This is a genomic window from Candidatus Nitrotoga arctica (assembly GCF_918378365.1).
Taxonomy (GTDB): domain Bacteria; phylum Pseudomonadota; class Gammaproteobacteria; order Burkholderiales; family Gallionellaceae; genus Nitrotoga; species Nitrotoga arctica.
On the sequence record NZ_OU912926.1, the window covers coordinates 2,355,755 to 2,379,942 of the forward strand.

The 24,188-nt window shown below is 48.4% G+C and carries 21 protein-coding genes and 3 pseudogenes; 18 read left to right on the plus strand and 6 right to left on the minus strand.

Translation table 11 applies throughout. The annotated features are described in order from the left end of the window. Positions 1-37: 37 nt before the first annotated feature. Positions 38-1,429 (minus strand): cardiolipin synthase, encoded by a 1,392-nt coding sequence (gene cls, locus MKZ32_RS10765; RefSeq protein WP_239797269.1) that lies wholly within the window; start codon positions 1,427-1,429, stop codon positions 38-40. 70 nt (positions 1,430-1,499) lie between these two features. Then, the gene (locus MKZ32_RS10770; protein WP_239796587.1) at positions 1,500-2,531 is read right to left on the minus strand and encodes an IS30 family transposase; all 1,032 of its coding nucleotides are present in this window, start codon (positions 2,529-2,531) and stop codon (positions 1,500-1,502) included. A gap of 645 nt (positions 2,532-3,176) precedes the next feature. Here MKZ32_RS10770 and MKZ32_RS10775 point away from each other — a divergent pair. The 4 genes from MKZ32_RS10775 to phoR all read left to right on the plus strand — a co-directional run bounded on the left by MKZ32_RS10775 (position 3,177) and on the right by phoR (position 7,541). Further along, positions 3,177-3,779 carry a peroxiredoxin gene (locus MKZ32_RS10775; protein WP_239797270.1) on the plus strand — a complete coding sequence of 201 codons (603 nt, stop codon included), beginning with the start codon at positions 3,177-3,179 and terminating at the stop codon, positions 3,777-3,779. 112 nt (positions 3,780-3,891) lie between these two features. Further along, entirely contained in the window at positions 3,892-5,319 is a 1,428-nt protein-coding gene (locus tag MKZ32_RS10780) for a high affinity choline transporter 1 (protein ID WP_239797271.1), read from the plus strand. Positions 5,320-5,402: 83 nt separating this feature from the next. Then, entirely contained in the window at positions 5,403-6,089 is a 687-nt protein-coding gene (gene phoB, locus MKZ32_RS10785) for a phosphate regulon transcriptional regulator PhoB (protein WP_239797272.1), read from the plus strand. A 129-nt stretch (positions 6,090-6,218) separates the two neighbouring features. Beyond that, entirely contained in the window at positions 6,219-7,541 is a 1,323-nt protein-coding gene (phoR, locus tag MKZ32_RS10790) for a phosphate regulon sensor histidine kinase PhoR (RefSeq protein ID WP_239797273.1), read from the plus strand. Positions 7,542-7,589: 48 nt separating this feature from the next. Here the strand turns inward: phoR and MKZ32_RS10795 are convergent, their stop codons facing one another. Further along, positions 7,590-8,618: an NAD-dependent epimerase/dehydratase family protein gene (locus MKZ32_RS10795; protein ID WP_239797274.1), complete on the minus strand. Its 1,029-nt coding sequence runs from the start codon at positions 8,616-8,618 to the stop codon at positions 7,590-7,592. Positions 8,619-8,961: 343 nt separating this feature from the next. Between MKZ32_RS10795 and hemP the strand changes: the two genes are divergently transcribed. From hemP to MKZ32_RS10830, 7 genes are all read left to right on the plus strand, one after another. After that, positions 8,962-9,153, plus strand: a complete 192-nt coding sequence (hemP, locus tag MKZ32_RS15570; RefSeq protein WP_420887765.1) for a hemin uptake protein HemP — start codon at positions 8,962-8,964, stop codon at positions 9,151-9,153. 525 nt (positions 9,154-9,678) lie between these two features. Beyond that, positions 9,679-9,942 (plus strand): energy transducer TonB, encoded by a 264-nt coding sequence (locus tag MKZ32_RS10805; RefSeq protein ID WP_239797275.1) that lies wholly within the window; start codon positions 9,679-9,681, stop codon positions 9,940-9,942. A 203-nt stretch (positions 9,943-10,145) separates the two neighbouring features. Further along, positions 10,146-12,338 carry a TonB-dependent receptor gene (locus MKZ32_RS10810; RefSeq protein WP_239797276.1) on the plus strand — a complete coding sequence of 731 codons (2,193 nt, stop codon included), beginning with the start codon at positions 10,146-10,148 and terminating at the stop codon, positions 12,336-12,338. 21 nt (positions 12,339-12,359) lie between these two features. Further along, complete coding sequence (locus MKZ32_RS10815) at positions 12,360-12,569, plus strand: 2OG-Fe(II) oxygenase family protein (RefSeq protein WP_239797277.1); 210 nt, start codon at positions 12,360-12,362, stop codon at positions 12,567-12,569. Between the two features lie 386 nt (positions 12,570-12,955). Next, positions 12,956-13,945: a bile acid:sodium symporter family protein gene (locus tag MKZ32_RS10820; RefSeq protein ID WP_239797278.1), complete on the plus strand. Its 990-nt coding sequence runs from the start codon at positions 12,956-12,958 to the stop codon at positions 13,943-13,945. Between the two features lie 318 nt (positions 13,946-14,263). Beyond that, positions 14,264-14,575 (plus strand): hypothetical protein, encoded by a 312-nt coding sequence (locus MKZ32_RS10825; protein ID WP_239797279.1) that lies wholly within the window; start codon positions 14,264-14,266, stop codon positions 14,573-14,575. A gap of 189 nt (positions 14,576-14,764) precedes the next feature. Beyond that, complete coding sequence (locus MKZ32_RS10830; RefSeq protein WP_239796053.1) at positions 14,765-15,805, plus strand: IS630 family transposase; 1,041 nt, start codon at positions 14,765-14,767, stop codon at positions 15,803-15,805. Positions 15,806-15,849: 44 nt separating this feature from the next. Here MKZ32_RS10830 and MKZ32_RS10835 read toward each other — a convergent pair. The 3 genes and pseudogenes from MKZ32_RS10835 to MKZ32_RS10845 all read right to left on the minus strand — a co-directional run. Continuing rightward, positions 15,850-18,140, minus strand: a pseudogene (locus tag MKZ32_RS10835) (heavy metal translocating P-type ATPase). 3 nt (positions 18,141-18,143) lie between these two features. Next, the gene (locus tag MKZ32_RS15550) at positions 18,144-18,287 is read right to left on the minus strand and encodes a hypothetical protein (RefSeq protein ID WP_320412268.1); all 144 of its coding nucleotides are present in this window, start codon (positions 18,285-18,287) and stop codon (positions 18,144-18,146) included. 50 nt (positions 18,288-18,337) lie between these two features. Then, positions 18,338-18,527 (minus strand): annotated as a pseudogene (locus MKZ32_RS10845) (ISL3 family transposase); the annotation flags it as partial. 273 nt (positions 18,528-18,800) lie between these two features. Between MKZ32_RS10845 and wrbA the strand changes: the two are divergent. From wrbA to MKZ32_RS10880, 7 genes and pseudogenes are all read left to right on the plus strand, one after another. Next, positions 18,801-19,403: an NAD(P)H:quinone oxidoreductase gene (gene wrbA, locus MKZ32_RS10850; RefSeq protein ID WP_239798139.1), complete on the plus strand. Its 603-nt coding sequence runs from the start codon at positions 18,801-18,803 to the stop codon at positions 19,401-19,403. 74 nt (positions 19,404-19,477) lie between these two features. Further along, on the plus strand, positions 19,478-20,173 hold the full coding sequence (locus MKZ32_RS10855; protein WP_239797280.1) for a HugZ family pyridoxamine 5'-phosphate oxidase: 696 nt from the start codon (positions 19,478-19,480) through the stop codon (positions 20,171-20,173). Between the two features lie 155 nt (positions 20,174-20,328). Next, positions 20,329-20,604 (plus strand): annotated as a pseudogene (locus tag MKZ32_RS10860) (cation:proton antiporter domain-containing protein); the annotation flags it as partial. A gap of 35 nt (positions 20,605-20,639) precedes the next feature. Further along, on the plus strand, positions 20,640-20,972 hold the full coding sequence (locus MKZ32_RS10865) for an NAD-binding protein (RefSeq protein ID WP_239798140.1): 333 nt from the start codon (positions 20,640-20,642) through the stop codon (positions 20,970-20,972). Between the two features lie 121 nt (positions 20,973-21,093). Continuing rightward, complete coding sequence (locus tag MKZ32_RS10870) at positions 21,094-21,705, plus strand: DUF938 domain-containing protein (RefSeq protein ID WP_239797281.1); 612 nt, start codon at positions 21,094-21,096, stop codon at positions 21,703-21,705. Further along, the gene (locus MKZ32_RS10875; RefSeq protein WP_239797282.1) at positions 21,702-22,817 is read left to right on the plus strand and encodes a GNAT family N-acetyltransferase; all 1,116 of its coding nucleotides are present in this window, start codon (positions 21,702-21,704) and stop codon (positions 22,815-22,817) included. Before MKZ32_RS10870 ends, MKZ32_RS10875 begins: the two co-directional genes overlap by 4 nt. 723 nt (positions 22,818-23,540) lie before the next feature. Beyond that, a complete protein-coding gene (locus tag MKZ32_RS10880; protein WP_239797283.1) occupies positions 23,541-24,173 on the plus strand; it encodes an XrtA/PEP-CTERM system exopolysaccharide export protein in 633 nt (210 codons plus the stop codon). Positions 24,174-24,188: the final 15 nt, after the last annotated feature.

A 24,188-nucleotide genomic window follows, 5' to 3' on the forward strand; every position in this document is an offset into this window, starting at 1 on the left:
AATTCAGGCCTTGAATTATGCCAGCGAGGGACACATATCACAGCCAATATTCAAATCTGCGAGCAACCCATTCTTTAAGTCGGTTGCCCAGTGAACGCTGCTCCCATGTTTCCTTGATAATTTCGACTGAATTGCGGAGATCCTCGAAAAACGCATTTTCCATCGCAGTGCCAAATTCATCGCCAAAAACCACCACATTGATTTCATTGTTGTGCAAAAAACTACGGGTATCAATATTGGTCGACCCCACCGTCGACCAAACCTTGTCGATCACGGCGGTCTTGGCATGCAAGACCGCAATTTGCAGCTGATAGATCTTGATTCCGTTGGCCAGCATTTCGCTGTAAAAGGATTGCGCTGCATGGAAGACCAAGCCGCTGTCCGTTACTCCAGGCAAAATAACTTTAACGTCGACACCACGGTGTGCAGCATCAATTAACGCCTGCAGAATCTGCGCGTCTGGAACAAAGTAAGCGCAGGTAATATGGATCGTTTTCTTTGCCTCTTGTATCGCCAGAACATAAGCCTTGTAAGTATCATAATCGCCACCGGGTTCACTAACCAGCACCCGGACAAGCTTGTTGCCGACCTCTTTTAAAGGCGGAAAAAAATCGCTGTCCGGGAGATCAGGGGATTGCTGGCTGGCCCAAGTATTTAGAAATGCCCACTGAAATGCAGCGACCCCCGGCCCTTCGATCTTTATATGGGTATCGCGCCAACCGACTTTGGTATTGCGCTTGACTTTCGAGCGAAACAGCGAACTGTTGCCATAGGCGTTACTGATATTCACGCCGCCCGTAAAGGCGACCACACCGTCGACGACCAGAATCTTCCGGTGATCACGGTTATTCGGCCCCCACGGCCCCGTCAGCTTCAGTGGATTGACAGGATTAAAGGCCAACAGATGAATTCCGGCATCGCGCATTTTGTCGAAAAATGCCTGCGGCGTACCAATCGTGCCGACGCTGTCGTAGATAATATTGACTTGCACCCCGGCGCGTTGGCGGGAAATCAAAAGATCGGCAAAGCGGATACCCAACTCATCCTGATCGAAAATATAGGTTTCCAAGTTGATATGATCCTTGGCCGCGCTGATCGCCTCGATCATCGCGGCCATGGTTTGCGGTCCATCATAAAGCAAGGTAACTTTGTTGCCGGCAATCAGAGGACTGCCGGTAGCCGCTTCTTCCAGCGCCGCCAGCGCTGCGACATCCACGTGCGAATTGCGCCAGCGTTTGGCCAGTAGGGAATTTGATTTTTTTGCGCTGAGGGTACCTTGCGCATTGGTCACCGTTGGACTATCCGGCGCTACCAGCGAACTTTTGAGATAGCGCACTTCGGGAAGTGCCGCGCAAGCAGTGGTCAGCAGACCGATCGCGACCACGCTGGCAAAACGGATAATCCAGTTAAGACGAACAACGCAGTCCATGAGGCGCTCCGAATGTTGATAAGGATTAAAGAAGATTAAGAAGGGCGGATTCAAGAACCAACCACAACAGTTAATGTTTAGTCGCGAATTTAGCGAATTCCATATTGAGCAGGAGCTCGTTGTAAACCGCTACGGGTGTTCGAAATCCGAGCGATTTCCTCGGACGTGTATTTAAACTCCAAGCAATTTCATCCAACTGTTCTTGCGTGTAGGTCGACAGGTCTACTCCCTTCGGCAAATACTGGCGCAGCAGTCCGTTCGTATTTTCGTTCAAGCCGCGTTGCCACGGGCTGTGCGGGTCGCAGAAGTAAACCGCCATACCCGTTCGTTCAGTCAGTTGCACGTGTTTGCTCATCTCGCGCCCCTGATCGTAGGTGAAGGTCTTGCGTAGCTCTGGCGGAATTGCACTGAGCGCTTCACTGAAACCGTCCAGGGCAGATTGCGCCGTGCCATCAGCCATTTTGGCTAACACCACCAGTAATGTAGTGCGTTCGACCAGCGTGCCGACTGAGGAACGGTTCATCGCACCTTTGATCATGTCGGCTTCCCAGTGCCCCGCTATCAAACGATCCGCCACTTCCGGCGGACGCAGGTGGATGCTCTGCATTTCTGCGATATGTCCGCGACCATCTGGAGCACGGGTCTTGGAACGGCGCTTGTCACGACTCCAGCGTAAGCTGGCAATCAATTCACGGCGCAGTTCACCACGCGGCATGGCGTAAAGGGTGTGGTAAATCGTTTCATGGCTTACACGTTGTGAAGGCTGATCTGGGTACATACTTTTAAGTGTGCCTGCAATTTGCTCAGGTGACCATTTCTTCTTGAGATGTTCCTTCACAACTTCAAACAACGGATTCCCCTCCACGAGCTTCAATGGCCTACGGGGCTTGATTCGCAAACGGCGTGCCTGTTCGCCAGCCAAGGAGGCAACGTAGCCAGACTCACATCCCAAATCTCGTGCAATCTCGTTTGAGATAGTGCTTGGCGAGCGTTTCAAGAATCGCCCAATTTCCCTCAGTCCACTTCCTTCTCGTTTCATTAGCATAATCGTCGCGCGCTCTTCAGCATTCAACTGCTTGTAATGCTTTCCTGATTTCTCCATTCCAACACCTTAACCTCTCCAAGGTGTTGCGGTTGGTTATTGAGCGCGCCAAGTGTTGAAAAGGTGCCTGCCCTTTTATTTTCCATGTTCTGCCTTTCTTAGCCGACCTTGTGGGCGATACTCCAACTGGCGTCCACTACCTTCCCCAACTGCTTAATAAAATTCACATTGCCGCAGGGGAATTCTTTTACTATATTTTGTTTCAATATCCAGATGTACTCCATTTCATCTTCTTTGGCGAGCCAGTCAAACCATCATCCATCGCGGCAAATTGCTTGCTTCAACCGGATTTTAGATTTAACGGTTATCTGATCTATTACGAGATACAAAAGATCGGCAGCTACGGTTCGTAGGGTAATCTGAACACGACCTGAAGACTAACATGGGAAATGATAGCGTCTCTTTTATATTTTAGGTAACAGAAATGCCGCTGTAGCTTACAATGTCAAACTGCATTCAAGCCCAAAAAAGGACGGTAGGCTATAGTTTAGCTGGCGGTTCCATTTCATCTTCGTCCCCTATCGTCAGTATTTTAGAAACACTGGATTTTTTTGCCAACTTACCTCAGTGCATTATGGTTGACAGTTACTCTATCACTCGCTAAATTCCATACCTTGGCAATTCAGTCAACAAAAGGAAAAAATCATGGCTGTTCTCGTCGGTAAACTTGCCCCCGATTTTACTGCTGTTGCAGTGATGGGCAATAATGAAATAAACGAAACTTTTAACTTAAATAACCACTTGGACGGTAAATATGGTGTGGTGTTCTTTTACCCGCTGGACTTTACTTTCGTTTGCCCTTCCGAATTGATTGCATTCGATCATCGTCTAGACGACTTCAAGGAGCGTAAAACCGAAGTAATCGGCATTTCCATTGATTCGCAGTTCACACATCTGGCTTGGAAAAATACGCCCGTTAATATGGGTGGCATCGGCCAGGTGCGCTACCCGCTCGTGGCCGATATTAAACACGACATTTGCCGTGCTTATGACGTTGAACACAAGGATGGTGTGGCTTTCCGCGGCTCATTTCTGATAGACCGTGACGGTGTGGTACGCCACCAAGTGGTGAACGATCTACCGCTGGGTCGCGACATTGATGAGATGCTGCGTATGGTAGATGCATTGCAATTTCACGAGGAGCATGGTGAAGTTTGCCCCGCTGGCTGGAGCAAAGGTAAAGCTGGAATGGATGCCTCTTCTGAGGGTGTAGCGAAGTACTTGGCCGAGCACGCTGAAAAGTTATAAACGCTTATTTTCAAGTTACGCAAAGGCTCCTTCGGGAGCCTTTTTATTGATCTCAATAGCTGCCAAGGACTGCTACAATTCGACCATTCTGTTACGATTTTGCAAGGCACTTATGTTGATTTGGCTCGTGATTCTGTATTTGATGATTTCTATCGGAATTGGCTTGTATGCCGCCACGCGCGTACATAATGTCAAAGATTATGTGATGGCTGGCCGGCACTTGCCGCTGTATGTTGTGACTGCCACCGTGTTTGCTACCTGGTTTGGTGCGGAAACGGTATTGGGAATATCCACAAAGTTCGTCCAGCAAGGCTTGAGAGGAATAGTTGAAGACCCTTTCGGTGCCAGCATGTGCTTGATTTTGGTAGGGACATTCTTCGCTGCCAAGCTCTATAAGATGAACCTGATTACCATCGGCGACTATTATCGGAAACGCTACAATCGCTCGGTGGAGGTACTTACCAGCCTGGCTATCATCGCTTCATACTTGGGTTGGGTTTCAGCGCAAATTACAGCGCTGGGCTTGGTATTTTCCTTCATCACTCAAGGTGCGATTTCGCCCAGTGAAGGTATGGTGGTTGGTGCTGGCATCGTGCTGGTTTACACCCTGTTCGGTGGCATGTGGTCAGTGGCGTTGACAGATGCTTTCCAGATGACGATTATCGTTGTCGGCATGTCGTACCTGGCTTGGCTGTTATCCGGTATAGCAGGTGGGGCAGGAATGGTCATAGACCATGCCGCACATGCCAACAAGCTAATTTTCTGGCCGCAGCTTGAAACCAGAGATGTGCTCGCATTCATCGGCGCAGCGGTAACCATGATGCTAGGCTCCATCCCACAGCAGGACGTATTCCAGCGCGTAATGTCAGCAAAAAATGAAAAAACTGCCGTACACGGTGCGCTACTCGGTGGCATTCTGTATTTTCTGTTCGCCTTCATTCCCATTTTTCTGGCTTATTCCGCCACGTTGATTGATCCCATAATGGTCGCCACGTTGATCGACGAAAATGCGCAGTTGATTCTGCCTACGCTGATCATGAACCACACACCGGTGTTTGCGCAGGGGATGTTCTTTGGTGCACTACTTGCCGCTATTATGAGCACTGCGAGCGGCACCTTACTGGCACCGTCAGTGACTTTTACCGAAAACATCCTGAAAGGCATTATCGGCCATCAGAGCGATCGACGTTTTTTGTGGACCATGCGCGTGGTAGTTGTATGCTTCGCCGTGGCTGTTACCTTGTTTGCACTAAAATCTACATCGAGTATTTATTCGATGGTAGGGAACGCCTACAAGGTGACTTTAGTGGCAGCATTCATTCCTCTGGTGTGCGGGCTGTACTGGAAGCGCGCGAACACGCAAGGTGCGTTGTTTGCAATTGCCGCGGGGCTGTCTTCCTGGTTATTGCTTGAAATTTTTAATCCTGAAGGACTGTGGCCGCCGCAACTAGCGGGCTTACTGATGAGTGCAACAGGCATGTTGGTCGGCTCGCTGCTGCCTGATTTGAAAGCGCCGACGCCAAGCTGTTCATCAAATTAAATAACAGATATGGCCGTCATACTACTGTCACAATTCTGTCATACCATCGCAAGTTGTTTGTCATATGAACGACGGAGAAATTAATGACCGCTAATATTCTGGTAGTGGAAGACGAACCTGCGATACAGGAACTGCTGGCATTCAACATAGCGCAATGTGGCTACCGCGCAATCGAGGCATATGATGCCGATGGCGCTTGGAAGCACATCAACCATGCGCTGCCAGATCTAATCCTGCTTGACTGGATGCTGCCCGGTAGCAGTGGCGTGGAGCTGGCGCGCCGTCTACGCGCCGATCAACGTACACGTAACATTCCCATTATAATGCTGACTGCGCGTACCGACGAACGCGACAAAATTATGGGGCTGGAGTCAGGCGCAGACGATTACATAACCAAACCATTTTCGCCGCGTGAGCTGATGGCTCGCATCCGTGCCGTGTTACGCCGCCGCGCACCCCAAATGAGCGATGAAACAGTCACGGCGGGTGGGCTGGAATTATCGCCAGCGATGCATCGTATCAACGCTAATGGAGCAATGATTGATCTGGGGCCGACCGAGTTTCGTTTGTTACATTTTTTTATGACCCATCCCGAGAGAGTCTATAGTCGTTCGCAGCTGCTCGACCAAGTTTGGGGCGATCACGTATTTGTGGAAGAGCGCACTGTGGATGTGCACATTCGCCGGCTGCGCCAGGCGCTTGAACCCTCCAGCCTCGATGGACTGATTCAAACTGTGCGCGGTAGCGGTTACCGTTTTTCATGCAATTAAACTGGTGGGTAAATCGTAGCCATAGTTCATCCCGTCAATTGCAGTCTGTTTGCATCCTGCCGGTATGTGGTTTTCTACCGCTTTGCACATCCTAAATAATGGCGCAGCGTAATTTTTAAAGGCTACACCATGTTTGATTTTTGGCGGCGTGCACTTTTTTTTCCATTTGCCTTTTTGACTCTCTCCTTGCTAGTGTGGGCAACAGTTGGAGCGTTATCCGCTACCTTATTCTTTGGTGTATTTCTGCTAATACATCTAGTTCTTCACTTGCGCCAGCTCGAAGCACTTGATTACTGGCTGGCCGATTCTGATGAGCGTATAGTGCCTGATGGTCCGGGGATGTGGGAGGAGGTATTTACACGGCTGAACAGGATGGTACGTCAACACCGCAAAGAACACGAGCAACGTGTCGCGGCGTTACAGCACATGGAACAGGCTACCTCGGCACTGCCAGAAGGAGTGACCATACTCGATGAAGCCTACCGCATTGAATGGTGCAACCCGCTTGCCGAGCAACATTTTGGCCTGGACTGCAAGCGCGATATCGGCCAGCAAATCACTTATCTGGCGCGTCAGCCTGAATTCGTCCAGTACCTTGCCCTGCACGAATTCAGCGAACCGCTGGTTCTGTGCGGTGCGCGGCAGGACGGGCTGACGCTGTCCATTAAACTGATTCCCTACGGCAACAACAAGCTGCTATTGATCAGCCGCGACATTACTCATCTGGAACGTATTGAGACCATGCGCCGTGATTTTGTCGCTAATGTGTCGCACGAATTACGCACACCGCTTACAGTAGTCAACGGTTTTGTTGAGACCCTCCACGACATGCCCAACCTTGAAAACAGCATGACGCGCCGCGCGCTGCACCTGATGGGCGAACAAACGCACCGCATGGAGCGGCTGGTAGACGATTTACTTACCTTGTCCAAGCTGGAGGACACACTCAACGCCTTGCAAGAAGAAACCGTGGATGTATCCAGACTTTTACGCACGCTACATCAAGAGGGACAATCTTTAAGTGCGGAAAAACACACCTTGCGACTAGAACTCACGAGTAGTTGCATTCTGCTTGGCAACGCCGACGAGTTGCGCAGCGCCTTCGGTAATTTGATATCAAATGCCATCCATTACACTCCACAAGGGGGCGAGATTTTGGTGAGCTGGCACGAACAGGGCGATCGGCCAGTTTTCAGTGTGCAGGACAGCGGCAGCGGCATCGCGCCGCAACACATTCCGCGCCTGACCGAGCGTTTTTATCGGGTAGACCGCAGTCGCTCACGAGAAACCGGAGGCACAGGTCTAGGACTTGCCATTGTCAAACACATAGCCAGCCGACATCAAGCGCGACTTGAGATTGCCAGCGTGGAAGGCAAGGGCAGCACCTTCAGCATAGTATTTCCAGCCAGTCGACGCCTGTCATTGCCAGCGGAAGAGGCTATTACCACTTAGTGGAGCCATTACATGTCAAGACCGAATATTCAATAACATCGCTTGCATTCAGGCCAAGTTTTTAACATACCATGCCATCGACTCTTCCAAACCTTGGGCAATAAAGTGACTAGGCGCATAACCCAGAAAAGACTGGGCTTTTAAAATATCTGCTTGAGAGTGGCGCACATCACCCGCACGAAAATCACGGTAAACCGGTTTAAATTCTTTCAAATGGGGAAAGTTCGGCAGGAGCAATATTCGGCATTGATCAAAGAGGTTATTAAGCGTAGTTCTATCCCCGACAGCAATATTGTAAACTTGATTAGTGGCAGCGATATCCTCTACAGTCGCGGCAAGAAGATTGGCTTGCACGGCATTGTCGATGTAGCAAAAGTCGCGGCTGGTTTCTCCATCGCCATTAATATAAACCGGCTTATTCTTGATCATACTGGCCACCCACTTCGGGATTACCGCTGCGTAGGCACCGTTAGGATCCTGACGACGTCCAAAGATGTTGAAATAGCGCAAACCGATTGTGTGAAATCCATAACATCTACTAAATACATCAGCATAAAGCTCGTTCACATACTTTGTCACTGCATAAGGCGACAAAGGCTTGCCTATTAAATTTTCAACCTTGGGCAACCCGGGATGATCACCATAAGTTGAACTGGAAGCCGCATATACAAAGCGTTTTACCGCTGCATCGCGTGCCGCCACCAGCATATTGAGAAAACCCGAGATATTATTTTCATTAGTAAGAATGGGATTCTCAAGCGAACGTGGCACCGAACCAAGCGCTGCCTGATGCAGTACATAATCAACACCCGACACCGCCTCTCGACAAACACTTAGATCGCGAATATCACCCTCAATGACACGAAACCGAGCCCATTGCTGCGGCGTGACGTAATGCTGTACCTCCTCCAGGTTCTCTCTATAACCAGTAGCAAAATTATCCAAACCAATAACATGCTGCTCCAGCCGGAGGAGTGTCTCCACCAAGTTGCTCCCAATAAATCCAGCCGCGCCAGTAACCAGCCAAACACGAGGTTCCTGCGGAAGACTCTGCTTAAGAGCTTGAAAAGCGGTCATAATTATTCCTCACACATACCAAAAGACCATACCCTATGCCTTTGACTACCATCAGATTAAAACGCGAATTTGTCACTCGCATATGCAAATTATTTGTAATTAAAATTGAAGACTTTGGAACATTTCTAAATAGATACCGAGGAAGACTTAAATCACAGACAAAAACCGCCTCTGTCGAATTCTACCTTAGCTCGACGTCATTTCACACTTTCCACCCAGGTCTAGTAAGTGCTGAATATTTATCACCGGTAATCATTCAGATAATACAAAAAACTTGCAATCCTTTTTGAAAAAGGTAACAATAACAAGAACAATTCTTATTATTAAGTGGATTTTAATAGCTATGCCAATTCAACGCGAGACAGAAACTTCTAACACTGTGTGTGAGTCGGTTTCCAACTCTAAAAAAAATTCACTCATTCGCATTAAAAGTGAGGATTTATTTCAACTAAGGCGCGAAATAGAAATTGAACATGCGGGCCGCATTTACCGGCTTCAGTTAACTCAAAGCAACAAGATGATTTTAACAGCATAAACACACAACTAAATTTAGTAACGAACGACAATAATTCATGTAATAACAATAAATCTGAACATTGCATAACTAAAAATAATTAGTGCACCACTAGTAAGTAAGCAACATTAAATCACACGTGATTTTCAATTATCCAGGGAGCAAGCCGAGTGTTGTAATTTGCGACACTCCAGCCAGCCACCCGCTTTGATTCAAGTAATGGGGAGCATTCATGACATGCAAAAAGATCCGACCTGCATTACTGGTAACGCTGGTTTTACAGCAATTCTGTAGTCCTGTCTTCGCACAGAACTCAATACCACCGCAATCGGAAGTGACATCCTCAAAAGCGTTACCAACCGTTAAAAAAACCATTAAAAAACCTGTTAAAAAAAGAATTACCCCAGCTCTTAAAAACACACAGTCAGAACAAACTATCACTACGCAACCGTTATCCGAACCGACTGTATTGGAACCTACAATAATATACCCTCCGCTACCGGAACCGGTGTGGAAGCACCGCCTCTCCCGAAAATAATTTCAGGCGTGGAATATCTAAAAGCGCCAGAGCCTGAATATCCACCTCTCTCCAAACGTATGGGTGAAGAAGGTCGCGTCACTCTGCGCGTATTGGTGAATGAGAAGGGCAATCCAGATCAAGTCAATGTACAACAAACCTCGGGTTCATCACGACTCGACGAAGAAGCACGGCAAGCAATCCTGCGTTCACAGTTCAAACCCCATATCGAAGATGGCAAAGCGATTGCCGTTTATACCATCGTACCTATTACGTTCCATTTGGATAATTAAGGAGGTTATCAAACACACAAACAAATCTTTGCAACTTTGCCAAGTTATTGTGACCGCTGCAGGAATTAAAGAACAATTTTAATGTTTCTATACACAACGATAATTAGCATTTAATTAATCGTTTTTTTGCACTTACATCTGGAAGCCAGCCACGTGTTTTCTCAGCCAGCCACCTTTTTTTATTTAAAGAACAGGGAGAACTCATGAGATTCAAAAAAACACGTCCTGCATTACTGGTAGCGCTGGCATTACAACAACTCTGTAGCCCAGCCTTCGCACAAACCCCCACAAACGATGGCAAAAGCGATAAATCAACTGATGCCACCCAGTTGCCGGAAATTAAAGTGAACAGCCAAAAGGTGACCGACGATTTTGCAGCGAGTTCTTTCGCCGGCTTTAGAACGCCGACCCCCTTGCGCGATATTCCGCAGACAATCACGGTCGTCAATCGTGCCCTAATGGATTCTCAGGCGATCGCTTCGTTATCGGAGGCTTTACGCAACGTTCCCGGCATTACCGTAGGCGGCGCCGAAGGCGGGCAGATCGGTAACAACATCAACCTGCGCGGTTTTTCTGCGCGTACCGACATGTATCTCAATGGCATGCGTGACAGCGGTCAGTATTATCGCGATACCTACTATCTTGAGTCGGTCGAAGTATTAAAAGGCCCATCGTCCATGCTGTTTGGGCGCGGTTCCACCGGAGGCGTGATCAATCAGGTCAGCAAGCGCCCGCAATTAGGCGATGCAAATCAAGTTACCGCCACCATCGACACCAACGGGGGAGTGCGTTCAACGGGGGACTTTAACCGTCAATTGTCGGATACTTCAGCGGTTCGCGTTGTCATGATGGGTCAAAAAGCGCAAACGACACGGGATGTCATTGTCAATAGAGACTTTGGAATTGCACCGTCCCTGCGCTTTGGAATCGGCACGCAGACTGAGATCACACTGTCAGCGATTCTCTCTCACAACAACGACATGCCGGATTATGGTATTCCTGCCGTCAATGGCCGCCCGGTTAAGGTTAATCGCGATACTTTTTATGGCTTGACAGACGATAAGACCGTACAAAATACAGCTATTGTAAGTGGCCTCATCGAACACAAGTTGAATTCGAACATGACACTGCGTAATCAGCTGCAATATAGCCATTACAACACGGACGCCCAGGCAACGGGTCTTAACGCTGTGGGCACGCTTGCCGGCGGCGTATTTACCCCGTTCACCATTCAAGCTGCTGGAAATACTACTGCGCTGCCTTTGAGTGCACTGTCTGTCAGGCTCAGCAGCCATGATCGCGTGATCAAAAATCAAATGCTCAACAATCAGACCGATCTGATCGCAAAATTTGATACCGGCACCCTCAAGCATACGATGATCGCCGGTGTTGCAATTAGCCGCGAGACCTCCAACATTCTGTCCAGTGCCCGTAGCAACTTGCCCGTCGTATCGCTGATCAATCCAGCCTACCTTTCAACACCGGCCAATTCCGTGAAAACGATCGGAAATGAAGCAGATTCACAAGCGACTTCAGTCGGCGCATATATCAACGACACAATCGAATTGAACAAGCAATGGAAGATCGTCGGTGGCGTGCGCTGGGATCGCTTCAAGGCGGACCTGACCAACACTGTCAGCACCGCTACCCCGCCGCTTCTTAGAGCCGATCAAACCGTGAGCTTCACCAGCGTAAGGGGTGGCGTGATTTACCAGCCGGATAATGTGCAATCGTACTATGCATCGTATGGCACCTCATTTAACCCCTCATTGGAACAACTAACCGCGACCCAGGGTACGCAAGCCTTACCACCAGAAAAAAGTCGTTCCTACGAAGTCGGTACCAAATGGGATGTACTGGGCGGCAATCTATCGTTGACGTCGGCCTTATTCGATATTGAAAAGACCAATTCGCGCTCACAAGTATCGCCCGGGATCTATATCTCTAATGGGAACGTGCGCGTCACCGGTTTTGAGTTTGGTGCAGCGGGTCGGATCACGCGCGACTGGCAACTGATGGGCGGCTACACGCATCTTGTCCCCAAGATTGCTCAAGCTTCACCGCTGGAGGGATCCAATGGAAAAGATCTGGCTAATACGCCGCGCGATATGGCCACGTTATGGACGACCTACAAAGTGACCCCGCAATGGGAAACCGGTGGCGGGGCCACCTATATGTCCTCACGCTTTGCCAGCAACACCAATGTTGTTTCTGCTGCTGGCTACACTCGCTGGGATGGCACGGTTGCCTATCATTTGCCTAAGTATGATATCCGGTTGAACCTTCTTAATCTGACCAACAAGGAATATATCAGCTCATTGATTCCATCAGATGGGGGGCGCGCGGTACCTGGAAGCGGACGTACTGCACTGATAACCGTTGCCCATCGTTTTTAAATATTTCAGCGCCCACGATCCATGTTAGTGCAAATTCCTGAGGTATTGAGCGTCGAACAGGTACGTTTTGTGAGAGAAAAGCTCGAAACCGCTGGGGAGGCATGGGTCGATGGTCGCGCGACGGCAGGCCATCAAGGGCTTGCGTACGAGTTAGGCCGTTTGATTCTACCGAACTCTCGTACGCAACCCGCTCTTTATCAGCGCAACGCTGCTGAATCGGGTTATGCCTAAACATACGGAATGACTCTACGACGACAATCGTTCAATTCAATACCTCTCACAATGTCAGCCCAGCAAATGGCGCTGATGATGATCCGGTTGATTCAAAGAATGGCGACCTCCATTCACGGCGTGCCATTTTTTAAAATAGCTGCGTAAGACCCATGGCTGAATCGGACTCTGAGGTCCAGCCATAGGCTTGCTCTTTGAAGTGACCCGAATCTTGCCGAATCACCATACCGTGCTGAAAATACCGACTGTGCCAGTTCAAAACCCCAATTAAGGGGTTTTAAGCTTTCTGTAAATTCAATATTTTTTGTTATACTTTAGAATAATTTTTATAAAACACAACGATGTTCTCTGTATCACACTTCTTACACCGCCATCTGCTCTGGTTTTTGATCGCGGCGTATGTCATTGCCGTAATTTTTCCAAGTGCCGGTCTATGGATCAGAAATAGTTCATTCGGCGAAATCATTCTCAGCCAACACAAAACAAACATATCGTTGCTGATGATTATGCTCGCCATACTCATGTTCAATGCTGGACTGGGATTGAAAATATCTCACTTAAAAAGTATTTCGCAAAAAAAATATGTTTTGCTAGCCGGGTTAACGGCAAATATGGTTATCCCTATCGCCTATATTTTCGGCGTAACGATTTTGATGCGGCTCTGGTCTGATCCGATAGAAACCCAACACATTCTCGTGGGTCTGGCATTGGTCGCAGCTATGCCGATCGCCGGGTCGTCAACAGCGTGGGCACAAAACGCCAATGGTAATTTGGCTTTAAGCCTGGGATTGGTTTTTTTCTCTACGATTCTGAGTCCAATTATCACCCCGGTTGCTTTTAACATTTTTGGTGAGATGGCTTCCGAGGAGTATGAAAAAATATTACAGGGTTTAGCGGCATATGGTTCCGGGGCATTTCTTGGTCTTTGGGTAGTGCTGCCGTCATTGCTCGGCATTGCAGTGCGCTTGATCATTAGCAATGATAGGCAAACCGGTAAAATGCATTATTTAAAGTTCATTAATAGCATCGTTTTGTTGCTGTTGAATTATTCCAATGCTTCCGTATCGCTACCGCAGGCCATTGCTGATCGTGATTATGACTTCCTGGCCTGCACATTGGCCATTTCTGCAGGGTTATGTTTAACCTTGTTTGCAGCCGGGTACGTTATGAGCCGTTTATTCAGGTTAGAACGAGATGATCGTACCTCGCTCATGTTCGGGCTTGGAATGAACAATAATGGAACCGGGCTAGTGTTGGCCTCTTTAGCTTTATCTTCTTACCCAAATATAATGGTGCCAATAATTTTCTACAATCTGATTCAGCACATCGTAGCGGGAATTGTGAATGAGGCAATGAACAAAAGGGCAAGTGAATAAGCATAATGAAACTTGCTTACACATAAGGGTTGCATTACCACTACCCCGTATGGCCCTTGGCAGCGAGGTCTCAGGCCAACACTCTAGTCGAATTTCTAACAAAAGTTTTCTAATGCGACAAAATTTTATAAATGAGATATTCTGTGGTAGTAAAGAACGCAGAGCAAGGATTGTAGACAAATGTAGCGAGACAAAAAAACTTATTCAAGAATAGAAGTAATCACGGGGCAGCGCCGATCCGCTGCATGTAGATGGATACTCTCTTTAACTAAATACATTATTATTTTGGTTCAAGGGTTCACTGAAGGAGGAATGTCAATGTACAGAATTATATTGGCTTTACTCAGCATAATTGCTGTTTCAGCCTCAGCAAGGACTATTCCGCAGATTATTACTCCTAATGTCACATCCAGATTGCTGTCTACCCCAAACATTACACCGGGACTGCTGTCTACCCAAAATATTACACCAGGATTGCTGTCTACTCCAAATATCACATCGGGCCTGCTTTCATCCCCACAATTTTCTACTCCACCAACCTTTATTCCTCACACGTTCTCCAATCCAGCAAATTCGAATCAAGGTATTTCGATTCCAGAGACTTCACCTCCATTTATTCCAACACCATAAATTTTATGGGAACACAGAAGTACAGTGATTGTGGAAAGCAAAAGCGAACAAAGAATGTGCTGCTATGCGTCATACCCCCCTTATGATTGACGGATTCCAAACAAGGTGACGAACCCAATCCAAGTGTCTAATTATAGACCCGGCACGATTTATAAATGAATTTTTATTGGTTTTCGATGTCTATGGAGTATGGAAAAAGAAGATGCCCGCAAGCAGTCGCGAGAAGTACTGCATGAACGACGCAAGCAAGTCATTCGTATGCACCGCAAAGGTGTGGCGGTGATGGAGATCGTGGTGCAAACGGGACTGAGCTGGACGGCAGTCAATACGGCGCTGCGGTTGTATAAGGCTGAAGGTTCGGGGGCACTCAAGCCCGGCGTTCGGGGTAAAAAACCTGGCAGTGGACGTCGCTTGACGGTTAGCCAAGAGCTGGCGATTCAACAAACCATCTGCGACAGACGCCCCGAACAACTTAAGATGGATTTTGCGCTATGGAGCAGGCCCGCTGTGCGCCAGCACATTGAGCTGGCGCACGGTATCAAGCTGTCTATTCGGGCAGTAGGCAACTACTTGGCACGTTGGGGTTTTACACCACAAAAACCCATTAAAAAAGCATACGAGCAGCGGCCTGAAGCCGTCCAGGCTTGGCTTGATGAACAATATCCGGCCATTGAAGCCAGAGCAAAAACAGAAGGTGCGGAAATTCACTGGGGCGACGAGACGGCGCTAGTCAACACGGATGTCAGAGGCAGGAGCTATGCGCCGGTGGGCAAGACACCTGTGACGTTCGCAGTAGGCGGCACGCGCCACAAGCTATCGATGATTGCGACGGTAACCAATCAGGGTAAAACGCGCTGGATGATTATTGATGAGGCATTTAACTCCGACAAGCTCATTGAATTTCTGGAGGCGCTCATCAAGGATACAGACCGCAAGGTGTTTCTGATACTGGACAACTTGAGAGTTCATCACAGCAAACCTGTAAAGGCTTGGGCTGCCGAGAACGCACAGAAAATCGAGTTGTTCTACTTGCCCAGCTACAGCCCTGAACTCAACCCCGAAGAAAGACTGAATGCAGATCTCAAGCACGTCATCACTTCAAAGGTGCCAGTGCGCACCAAGGCAAAACTCAGAGCTGCTGCGACTGATCACATGACCATGCTTGAGCAAAACCCCGAACGCGTGCGCCGTTATTTCCGCGACCCAAAAGTCGCCTACGCGGCTTCATGAATAATTTGTGCCGGATCAATATATAAGTCTGCGTTAATTCCTCTTCACAACTTCACTCGACCTAGCCTCAGCGCGTTAGTGATCACCGACACCGAACTAAAGCTCATTGCAGCTGCGGCGATAATCGGCGAGAGCAGCACGCCGAAAAACGGTACAGCAGTCCCGCCGCGACCGGCACACCCAAAACGTTGTAGGCAAAGACAAAGAACAGGTTCTGCCGTATATTGCGCATCGTCGCCTGGCTCAAGTGACACGTGCGAACGATGCCGTTCAGATCACCTTTGATCAACGTCACTCCGGCGCTTTGCATCGCCACATCGGTTCCCGTTCCCATCGCGATGCCCACTTGTGCTTGTGCCAGTGCAGGCGCATCGTTGATGCCGTCTCCCGCCATCGCCACGATGCGTCCTTCGGCTTGCAGCTGTTTCACGATCTCAGCTTTTTGTTCCGGCAGCACTTCGGCCACCACGCGTTTGATCCCCAGCTTGCGTGCGACCACATCTGCGGTAGCACGGCTATCGCCGGTGAGCATAATCACCTCCAATCCGGCAGCCTGTAAGGCCTGCACCGCTTCCAGTGTGGATTCCTTGATCGGATCAGCCACGGCGATCAAACCTGCAGGCTTGCCATCCACGGCCACGAACATCACGGTCTGCCCCTCTGCGCGCAGCGCATCGGCACGTTCGAGCAGCGCAGCCATCTCTATGCCCGACTCGACAAATAATTTCTGATTGCCGATCGCGACTTTGCGGCCAGCCACCAGACCAGTGATGCCTTTGCCACTGACGGATTGAAAATCTGTGACCTCGGCCAATGTCAGGCTGCGTTGCTCTGCTCCCTTGATGATAGCTGCCGCCAGCGGATGTTCGCTGGCGCGCTCCAGACTGGCTCCCAGTTGCAAAATGTCGTTATCCAAAAATCCTTGCAGCGCCACTATCGAAGTCAGTTTCGGTTTGCCTTCGGTCAACGTGCCGGTCTTGTCGGTCACCAGCGTATTCACTTTTTCCATGATCTCCAGCGCTTCGGCGTTTTTGATCAGCACGCCTGCGGTTGCGCCGCGACCCGTTCCCACCATAATCGAGATTGGCATCGCCAGACCCAACGCGCAGGGACAGGCTATGATCAGCACCGATACGGCTGCCACGATGGCATAAGCGAATCTCGGTTCGGGTCCCCAAAACATCCATATGCCAAATGCCAGTAGCGCGACGAGCACCACGACCGGCACGAAATAACCTGACACCGTATCGGCCAGCCGCTGTATCGGTGCGCGGCTGCGTTGCGCTTCGCTGACCATGTGGATGATTTGCGCGAGCAAGGTATCAGCACCGACCTTTTCCGCGCGCATCAACAGCCCGCCGGTGCCATTCAGCGTGGCGCCGATCAAGCGCTCTCCTGGCTGCTTTTCCACCGGCATTGATTCACCCGTTACCATAGATTCATCTATCGAACTGCTGCCCTCCACGACCTGCCCATCAACCGGGATTTTTTCGCCGGGACGTACACGCAATAGATCCCCGGCCTGTACCTGCTCCAGCGGAATATCTTTCTCCTTGCCATCGCTGCGCACGATGCGCGCGGTCTTAGGCGCAAGCCCGAGCAACAGTTTGATCGCGGTGTTGGTGCGGCTGCGCGCTTTCAGTTCCAATACTTGTCCCAACAAAACCAGCGCGGTAATTACCGCAGCGGCTTCAAAATAAATTGGCAGCGTGCCATCCTCACGGCGCAACATCGCCGGAAAAATATCCGGCAAAAAAGTGCCAATTACGCTGTACGACCAGGCCACGCCGACACCCAGCGAAATCAGTGTGAACATGTTCAGATGCCGATTGACTAAGGATGCCCAGCCGCGCAGAAAAAACGATCAGCCGCCCCACAGCACGACCGGAGTCGCCAACAAGAATTCAACCAGTTGCAAATGCGTAAACGAAATCATTTGCGGCGCAAAACCCATCCACGTATCAGCAGCCATCGCCATCACGAACACCGGCACGGCCAATACAGTGCTGATCCAAAAGCGGCGCGTCATATCGTCCAGCTCCGGATTCTCTTCCTTGGCAGCCACAGTTCTGGGCTCCAGCGCCATGCCGCAAATCGGGCATGAACCGGGCGTGGCCTGATGCACAGGATGCATCGGACAGGTAAAACCTTGAACGGATGGTGTTGTGATTGTGGAAGCCGGCGTGGCGGTATTAAGGTATTTGTCAGGATCTGCCGAAAACTTTTCCACGCAGTGTGGTGAGCAAAAATAATAACGCTTATCCGCATATTCCAAGCTGCTCCCCGACTCGCTGTCAACTTCCCTACCGCATACAGGATCTGTAATTGTGCTCATGGTTTATCCCTTACAATTACGTTCATCGGAAATGAAGACGGACTGAGCGAAAATAATCCAATCATTACCTCGTTGCGGCTGGGCGGTATCGTCGGACACCATGAGATGATTTTCAGCTTTCTGCATCAGACCGTACGCTTCGCTCATGAATCCATCCGGCTTGAAACCTTGGGCAACGGTACTGCATTCGCGCTTGGCGTACCGTGTACCTTACACGCTGCCCGTCTCATCAAGGAATCGCGAACCACGCGCAAAACTAATATTCAGATGAAGTCCTTTTTGATTGGAATCCTTGAGGGCAACCAATATCAATCACTTACAAAGATGTGTCACTTGCCAAGGTGCTTGCAGGCCAAGCGCCATGCTAAATAACGTAGTAGAATTTATGATTTCATAATCGCATTGCTCATTGCAAATCACATAGAATCAAAATTATTTTGCCGCCAGTTTCCGGCTCCATGTTTGGTAATCGACGGTACCAATGACAACAACGTGATAAAAGTCAGGCTAGCCACCATCTCCGCACAGAGCGATCTTGTCTGAATTGGTCTGCGATGAAACGCAGTAAATGCAGCAAATCCATCCAGAAAATTTTCATGGTTCATTTTGTTTGATAAAACAACTTTTTTGCATAATTAACAACTTAAATACAATATGCCCATGATAACCGACAAAGAAATCCTTATACTGTATTACAGCCAGCACGGTGCAGTGCGTCAAATGGCTCAACTGGTAGCGCGTGGCGTGGAACAGGTGGCCGGTGTTCGGGCGCGACTGCGCACCGTAGCTAAGATTTCTACCGTATGTGAGACGACCACGCCCGGCATACCCGATGAGGGTGCCCCCTATGCCGAGTTATGCGATCTAAAAGAATGTATAGGCATTGCTGTCGGTAGCCCCACGCGCTTTGGCAACATGGCCGCTCCAATGAAGTATTTCTGGGATGGCACTGGTTCGCTATGGATGCAACATTCCTTGGTCGGCAAGCCTGCTGCCTTCTTCACCTCGACTGGCTCCATGCATGGTGGACAAGAAAGTACACTACTGTCTATGATGTTACCGCTGATGCACCACGGTATGATTATCGTTGGCCTGCCATATTCCGAGCCGGAACTCTCCACTACACAACAGGGCGGAACACCTTATGGCGCCAGTCATTTTGCAGGAATGGCTAACGACCACCCCGTTAGCGAGGACGAAAAAAGACTATGCATCGCGCTCGGCAAGCGACTCGCTCAAACTGCATTGAAATTGGCCGCATAAAATTAGGCGAATACATACCTCAACTACTTCCACTTTCCCGGAAATAACAACATAAATAATTTTCAGGAATATTCATGAATAATGCGCGCGAAGCTCGCCAAATGTTACGTGCTCATCGCTACGGCGCGCTATGCACGCTGTCTAAAAAATTTGATGGTCATCCGTTCGGCTCTATCACACCCTATGTGGTTGACCATGATGGCAGCCTGCTCATACTGATTAGCTCATTAGCGGAACACACCAAAAACATCCAGCATGACCCGCGTGTGAGCCTAATAACGCATAACCAAGATAGCCCTCACATTCAGACACAAGGACGCATCACCGTGGTAGGCACAGCGCAAATCATTACGGATAAAGGCAAAGCTGGCACACGCTATTTGCGCTACTTTCCGGAAGCGCAAAGCTACTTTGACATGCATGATTTTTCGTTCTACCGCATTATGCCGCAGTCATTACGTTATATTGGCGGCTTCGGCAAAATCCATTGGGTCGAGGCGGATAGTTATTTAGTGCCACCCTATCCGTTAATCCCGCAAGAAAATGACGTAATTTCGCACATGAACACGGATCATCGCGACACAATGCGTCACTACTGCCAACACTTTCATAAAATCGAAGTGCTGCATGTGGAAATGTTAGGCATCGACTGCGATGGTTTCGATGTCCGCACTGAGGAAAAAATATTGCGCTTTGATTTCCCCGAAATGGTACTCGATGCGCAACAGGCTCGCCATGCCTTAATCACCATGTCACGAGCGGCTAAATAAATATCCATGCCAAAGACTCTATATTTTCTTTGTCTAAAAGAAATATAGTAAATTGAGTATTCAAGCATTTGTGATCTGAAGTTTAAGGTAACAACTTTGGATAGACTCAAAATATATTCAATTTAAAACTAACCAATAATAGGAAATGAAAATACGTGCCACATAGTATTAGCCTGATCACTACGATTGCCGCCAGTTTTGGACTCGCGTTGATTTTTGGTTTCATCGCTGCACGCTTTAAACTGCCGGTTCTGGTCGACTACATGATTGCTGGCATAATTCTTGGTCCTGGCACGCCCGGACTTGTTGCAGACATTGGTCTTTCCAGTCAACTTGCTGAAATCGGCGTAATTCTACTAATGTTTGGCGTTGGGCTGCACTTCTCTCTAGATGACCTCTGGGCCGTTCGCCGAATCGCTTTGCCAAGCGCGGAGTACCATTCGTTGTAGCCGAACAAAATCGCGAACTGGTCGAGGAATTACGTAAACGCGGCATGTTGGCCGTCTCCGGTAACTCTTCTGACCCGGCCATACTCATTCAGGCGCATATTGCGCGGGCCCATATATTAGTGATCGCTACTCCGGATTCGTTTCCTGTACGACGAATAATCGAAATCGCGCGTATGCTCAACCCAAGCGTCGAGACAGTCGTGCGCACCCATAGCGATGAAGATGCGGCGCTACTCCAAAAAGAGCATGCAGGAAAAATATTTATGAGCGAACACGAACTTGCGCTTGGCATGATCCGTTATGTGCTCGAGCTTATCGCCGAAACTGAAAAAAATACTTTGGCTGAATAACTTAATTTTGCTGGCTTCCTGATTTATCACCCTATCAGCGGCCATATTTTCAAAAAAGATATTTAAAGATAAGTTTGAAAAAAGTTAACATGCATCATGTATTAAATGCTGCCGCCCTCCTATGAAACCTTACTCTGAATCATGCGAACAAAACCAAGCTCCTATACTTGAAATCCTACGAGAAACGCTTCCCAATCAACGGCGTGTATTGGAAATAGCCAGTGGGACCGGCCAGCATGCCGTCTATTTCGGGCGTGCGCTCCCTCACTTGACCTGGCAAACCAGCGAATTAGCGCAAAACCATGAAGGCATCTTGACCTGGCTGAACGAGTCGAAACTACCCAATGTGCTTCCACCTGTGACCATCGACGTGAACGATGGCCCATGGCCTATCGAAATTGTAGATACAGTGTTTAATGCCAACACGGTACATATCATTTCTTGGCCAGAAGTTGAACGAATGTTTGCAGGCATAGCACGTGTTTTAAGTGCAGGTGGCATTCTGTGCCTGTATGGACCCTATAACTATAAGGGAAAGTTTACCTCCGAAAGCAATGCGCGTTTCGATGCATGGCTCAAATCACGCGACAGCAACAGCGGTGTGCGGGATTTTGAAGCTATCAATCGGCTCGCCGAGGCGCATGGACTGTTTCTACTGAGGGATGTGACCATGCCTAGCAACAACCGAACCCTAGTGTGGCAACGCGCTCCCAACATCCTTGAAGCACCATGAGCATAAAAATAATCGAATCCATAGCGGATATTTCCGAGGCGCAATGGAACGCTCTCGCGGGGAACAACCCGTTTCTTTCCCATGCCTTCTTACGGGCACTACAAGAAAGTGGCTGCACCACCCCGCATACCGGCTGGGAAGCGCAATTTCTCACGGTCTGGCAAGACAACCTTCTTGCTGGCGCCATGCCGATTTATCGCAAGCACCACTCCTATGGTGAATTCGTTTTTGATTGGGCATGGGCCGAGGCTTATCAGCAACATGGGCTGAACTATTACCCAAAATTATTGTGTGCCATACCTTTTACGCCTATTACCGGGGCAAGGCTTCTGGCAGCAACCTCCGAAGTACGAATACAGCTAATTCGTTCCGCTCTGCAAATGGCGCAGGAGTCAGGCGTATCCTCCCTCCATTGCCTATTCCCCGACGAAAACCAGGCGTTGGAAATGCAACAGGAAGGAATGATGTTGCGTCGCGGAGTGCAGTTTCACTGGCAAAATCCTGGATATGCCGATTTCGATGCTTATCTGTCCAGCCTGCGTCAAGACAAGCGCAAAAAAATCAAACATGAGCGGCGCAAGGTGAAAGAAGCCAGCATTTACTTCAAACGCATCCGCGGAGAAAATATCTCTGAAGCCCAATGGGATTTTTTCTTTCAGTGCTATACCCATACCCATAGTCAGTACAACTCCCCACCATCATTGAATCTGAATTTTTTCAAACGCATCGGCGCGGCCATGCCTGAAAACATTCTGCTGATTATCGCATCGCGCAGTGGAAAGCAGATTGCCAGCGCACTCAACTTATTCAACCGTGATGTTCTTTACGGGCGCTCATGGGGTACGCTGGAATATCATCCTGGTCTGCACTTCGAAACTTGCTACTACCAAGCCATTGAATTTTGCATCGAACATAAAATCGCCACCTTTGAAGGCGGTGCCCAAGGAGAACATAAACTTGCCAGAGGATTTCTGCCGATCACAACTTGGTCGGCGCATTGGCTGGCGCATCCGCAATTCTCACGAGCAGTAGAAGATTTCTTAAAGCGTGAGACAGGAAACATCAGCCAGTATATGAATGAGCTAAATGACAGCAATCCCTTCAAATGCTAGCCTATTAGCAACAAAATAGATTTGTCCGGTTTTTAGCACTTAAATTCTCTTCATTTTAATTTTTCCTATTTTTAGTCGCTGTGACTACCTTTCCAGCTGCTCGCCCTCCAACATGGATGTCTTCAAACTCTATCTTCCATAGTACTTTCATCCAGATCGTTTCTTCACGCCTAGAGGCTAAGTTAAATTGAATATCATATATCTCAAGCTGGGACACTTTACCTGCACGCCACAAGGATATTCAATCGCCTTTCCAAACGATTTTCCAATGTTATGCTAAAATATATAACAGTTTAGATCGATATTATTCATAATAACCACCTCTTCGAATTGAATTAAAAGCGATACTTGGCAAGTCCTTATTTCTTTCGAAGAGGGAGTTACTGAATAAAGGACGACTTTGCATAAAACTGAAAGTGATTTAACAGTATGAATATTCCATAGCGATACCGTTTTCAATACTTTTTCTCATAAAGTTAATATCTTTTCTGATAAAGAAGGAAGCCGAAACCCAAAGTTAGCGAAGATAATAAGTCAGAGCTGTACTAAAGTTTTTCATGCTTTATCCGATGATCTATCATTAGTTTAGTAAAAACTCAGCATATTTATAATTGAAAGTCTAGCAACGAAATTACGACTTCATCTAATAATCATGACGGGGGTGAGACATGCGCTTAACAAACCTACCATCATCATAATGATCGCAAATTTAAGGAAATTCAGATGAATACTCTACATACCAATATCATGAAATGGCTAGTTTGTTTTGTTATAGTATTTTCGGCATTAGCCCTTGGAGGTTGCGCTAACACTAAACGTATAACTCTTTCTCCCTCAGACGAGCCTCCCTCACATGACTATATAATTGGTCCGGGTGACAACGTTAATATCATAGTCTGGCACAATCCAGAGGTCTCCATGTCAGTTCCAGTTCGCCCAGATGGAAAAATTACCACCCCTCTGGTAGAAGATCTGCCCGCCATGGGAAAGACATCAACACATTTGGCTCGTGACATTGAGAAGGCACTGGCTACATTCATTCAAGATCCGGTTGTAACGGTTATTGTGACTGGTTTCATTGGACCATATACAGAACAAATTCGTGTCATAGGAGAAGCTGGTAAACCCCAAGCTCTTCACTATAACAAAGGTATGTCACTCATGGATGTCATGATAGCCGTAGGCGGCATCACAAATTTTGCCGCAGGCAACAAGGCCAGCATTATTCGCAACATTGATGGAAAAGCACAGTATGTTGCAGTCCGGTTGGATGATTTAATTCAAGATGGTGACATTTCAGCCAACATACCAGTACGCCCAGGGGATATTTTAGTAATTCCTGAAAGTTTTTTCTGATTTATACTTTTTTAT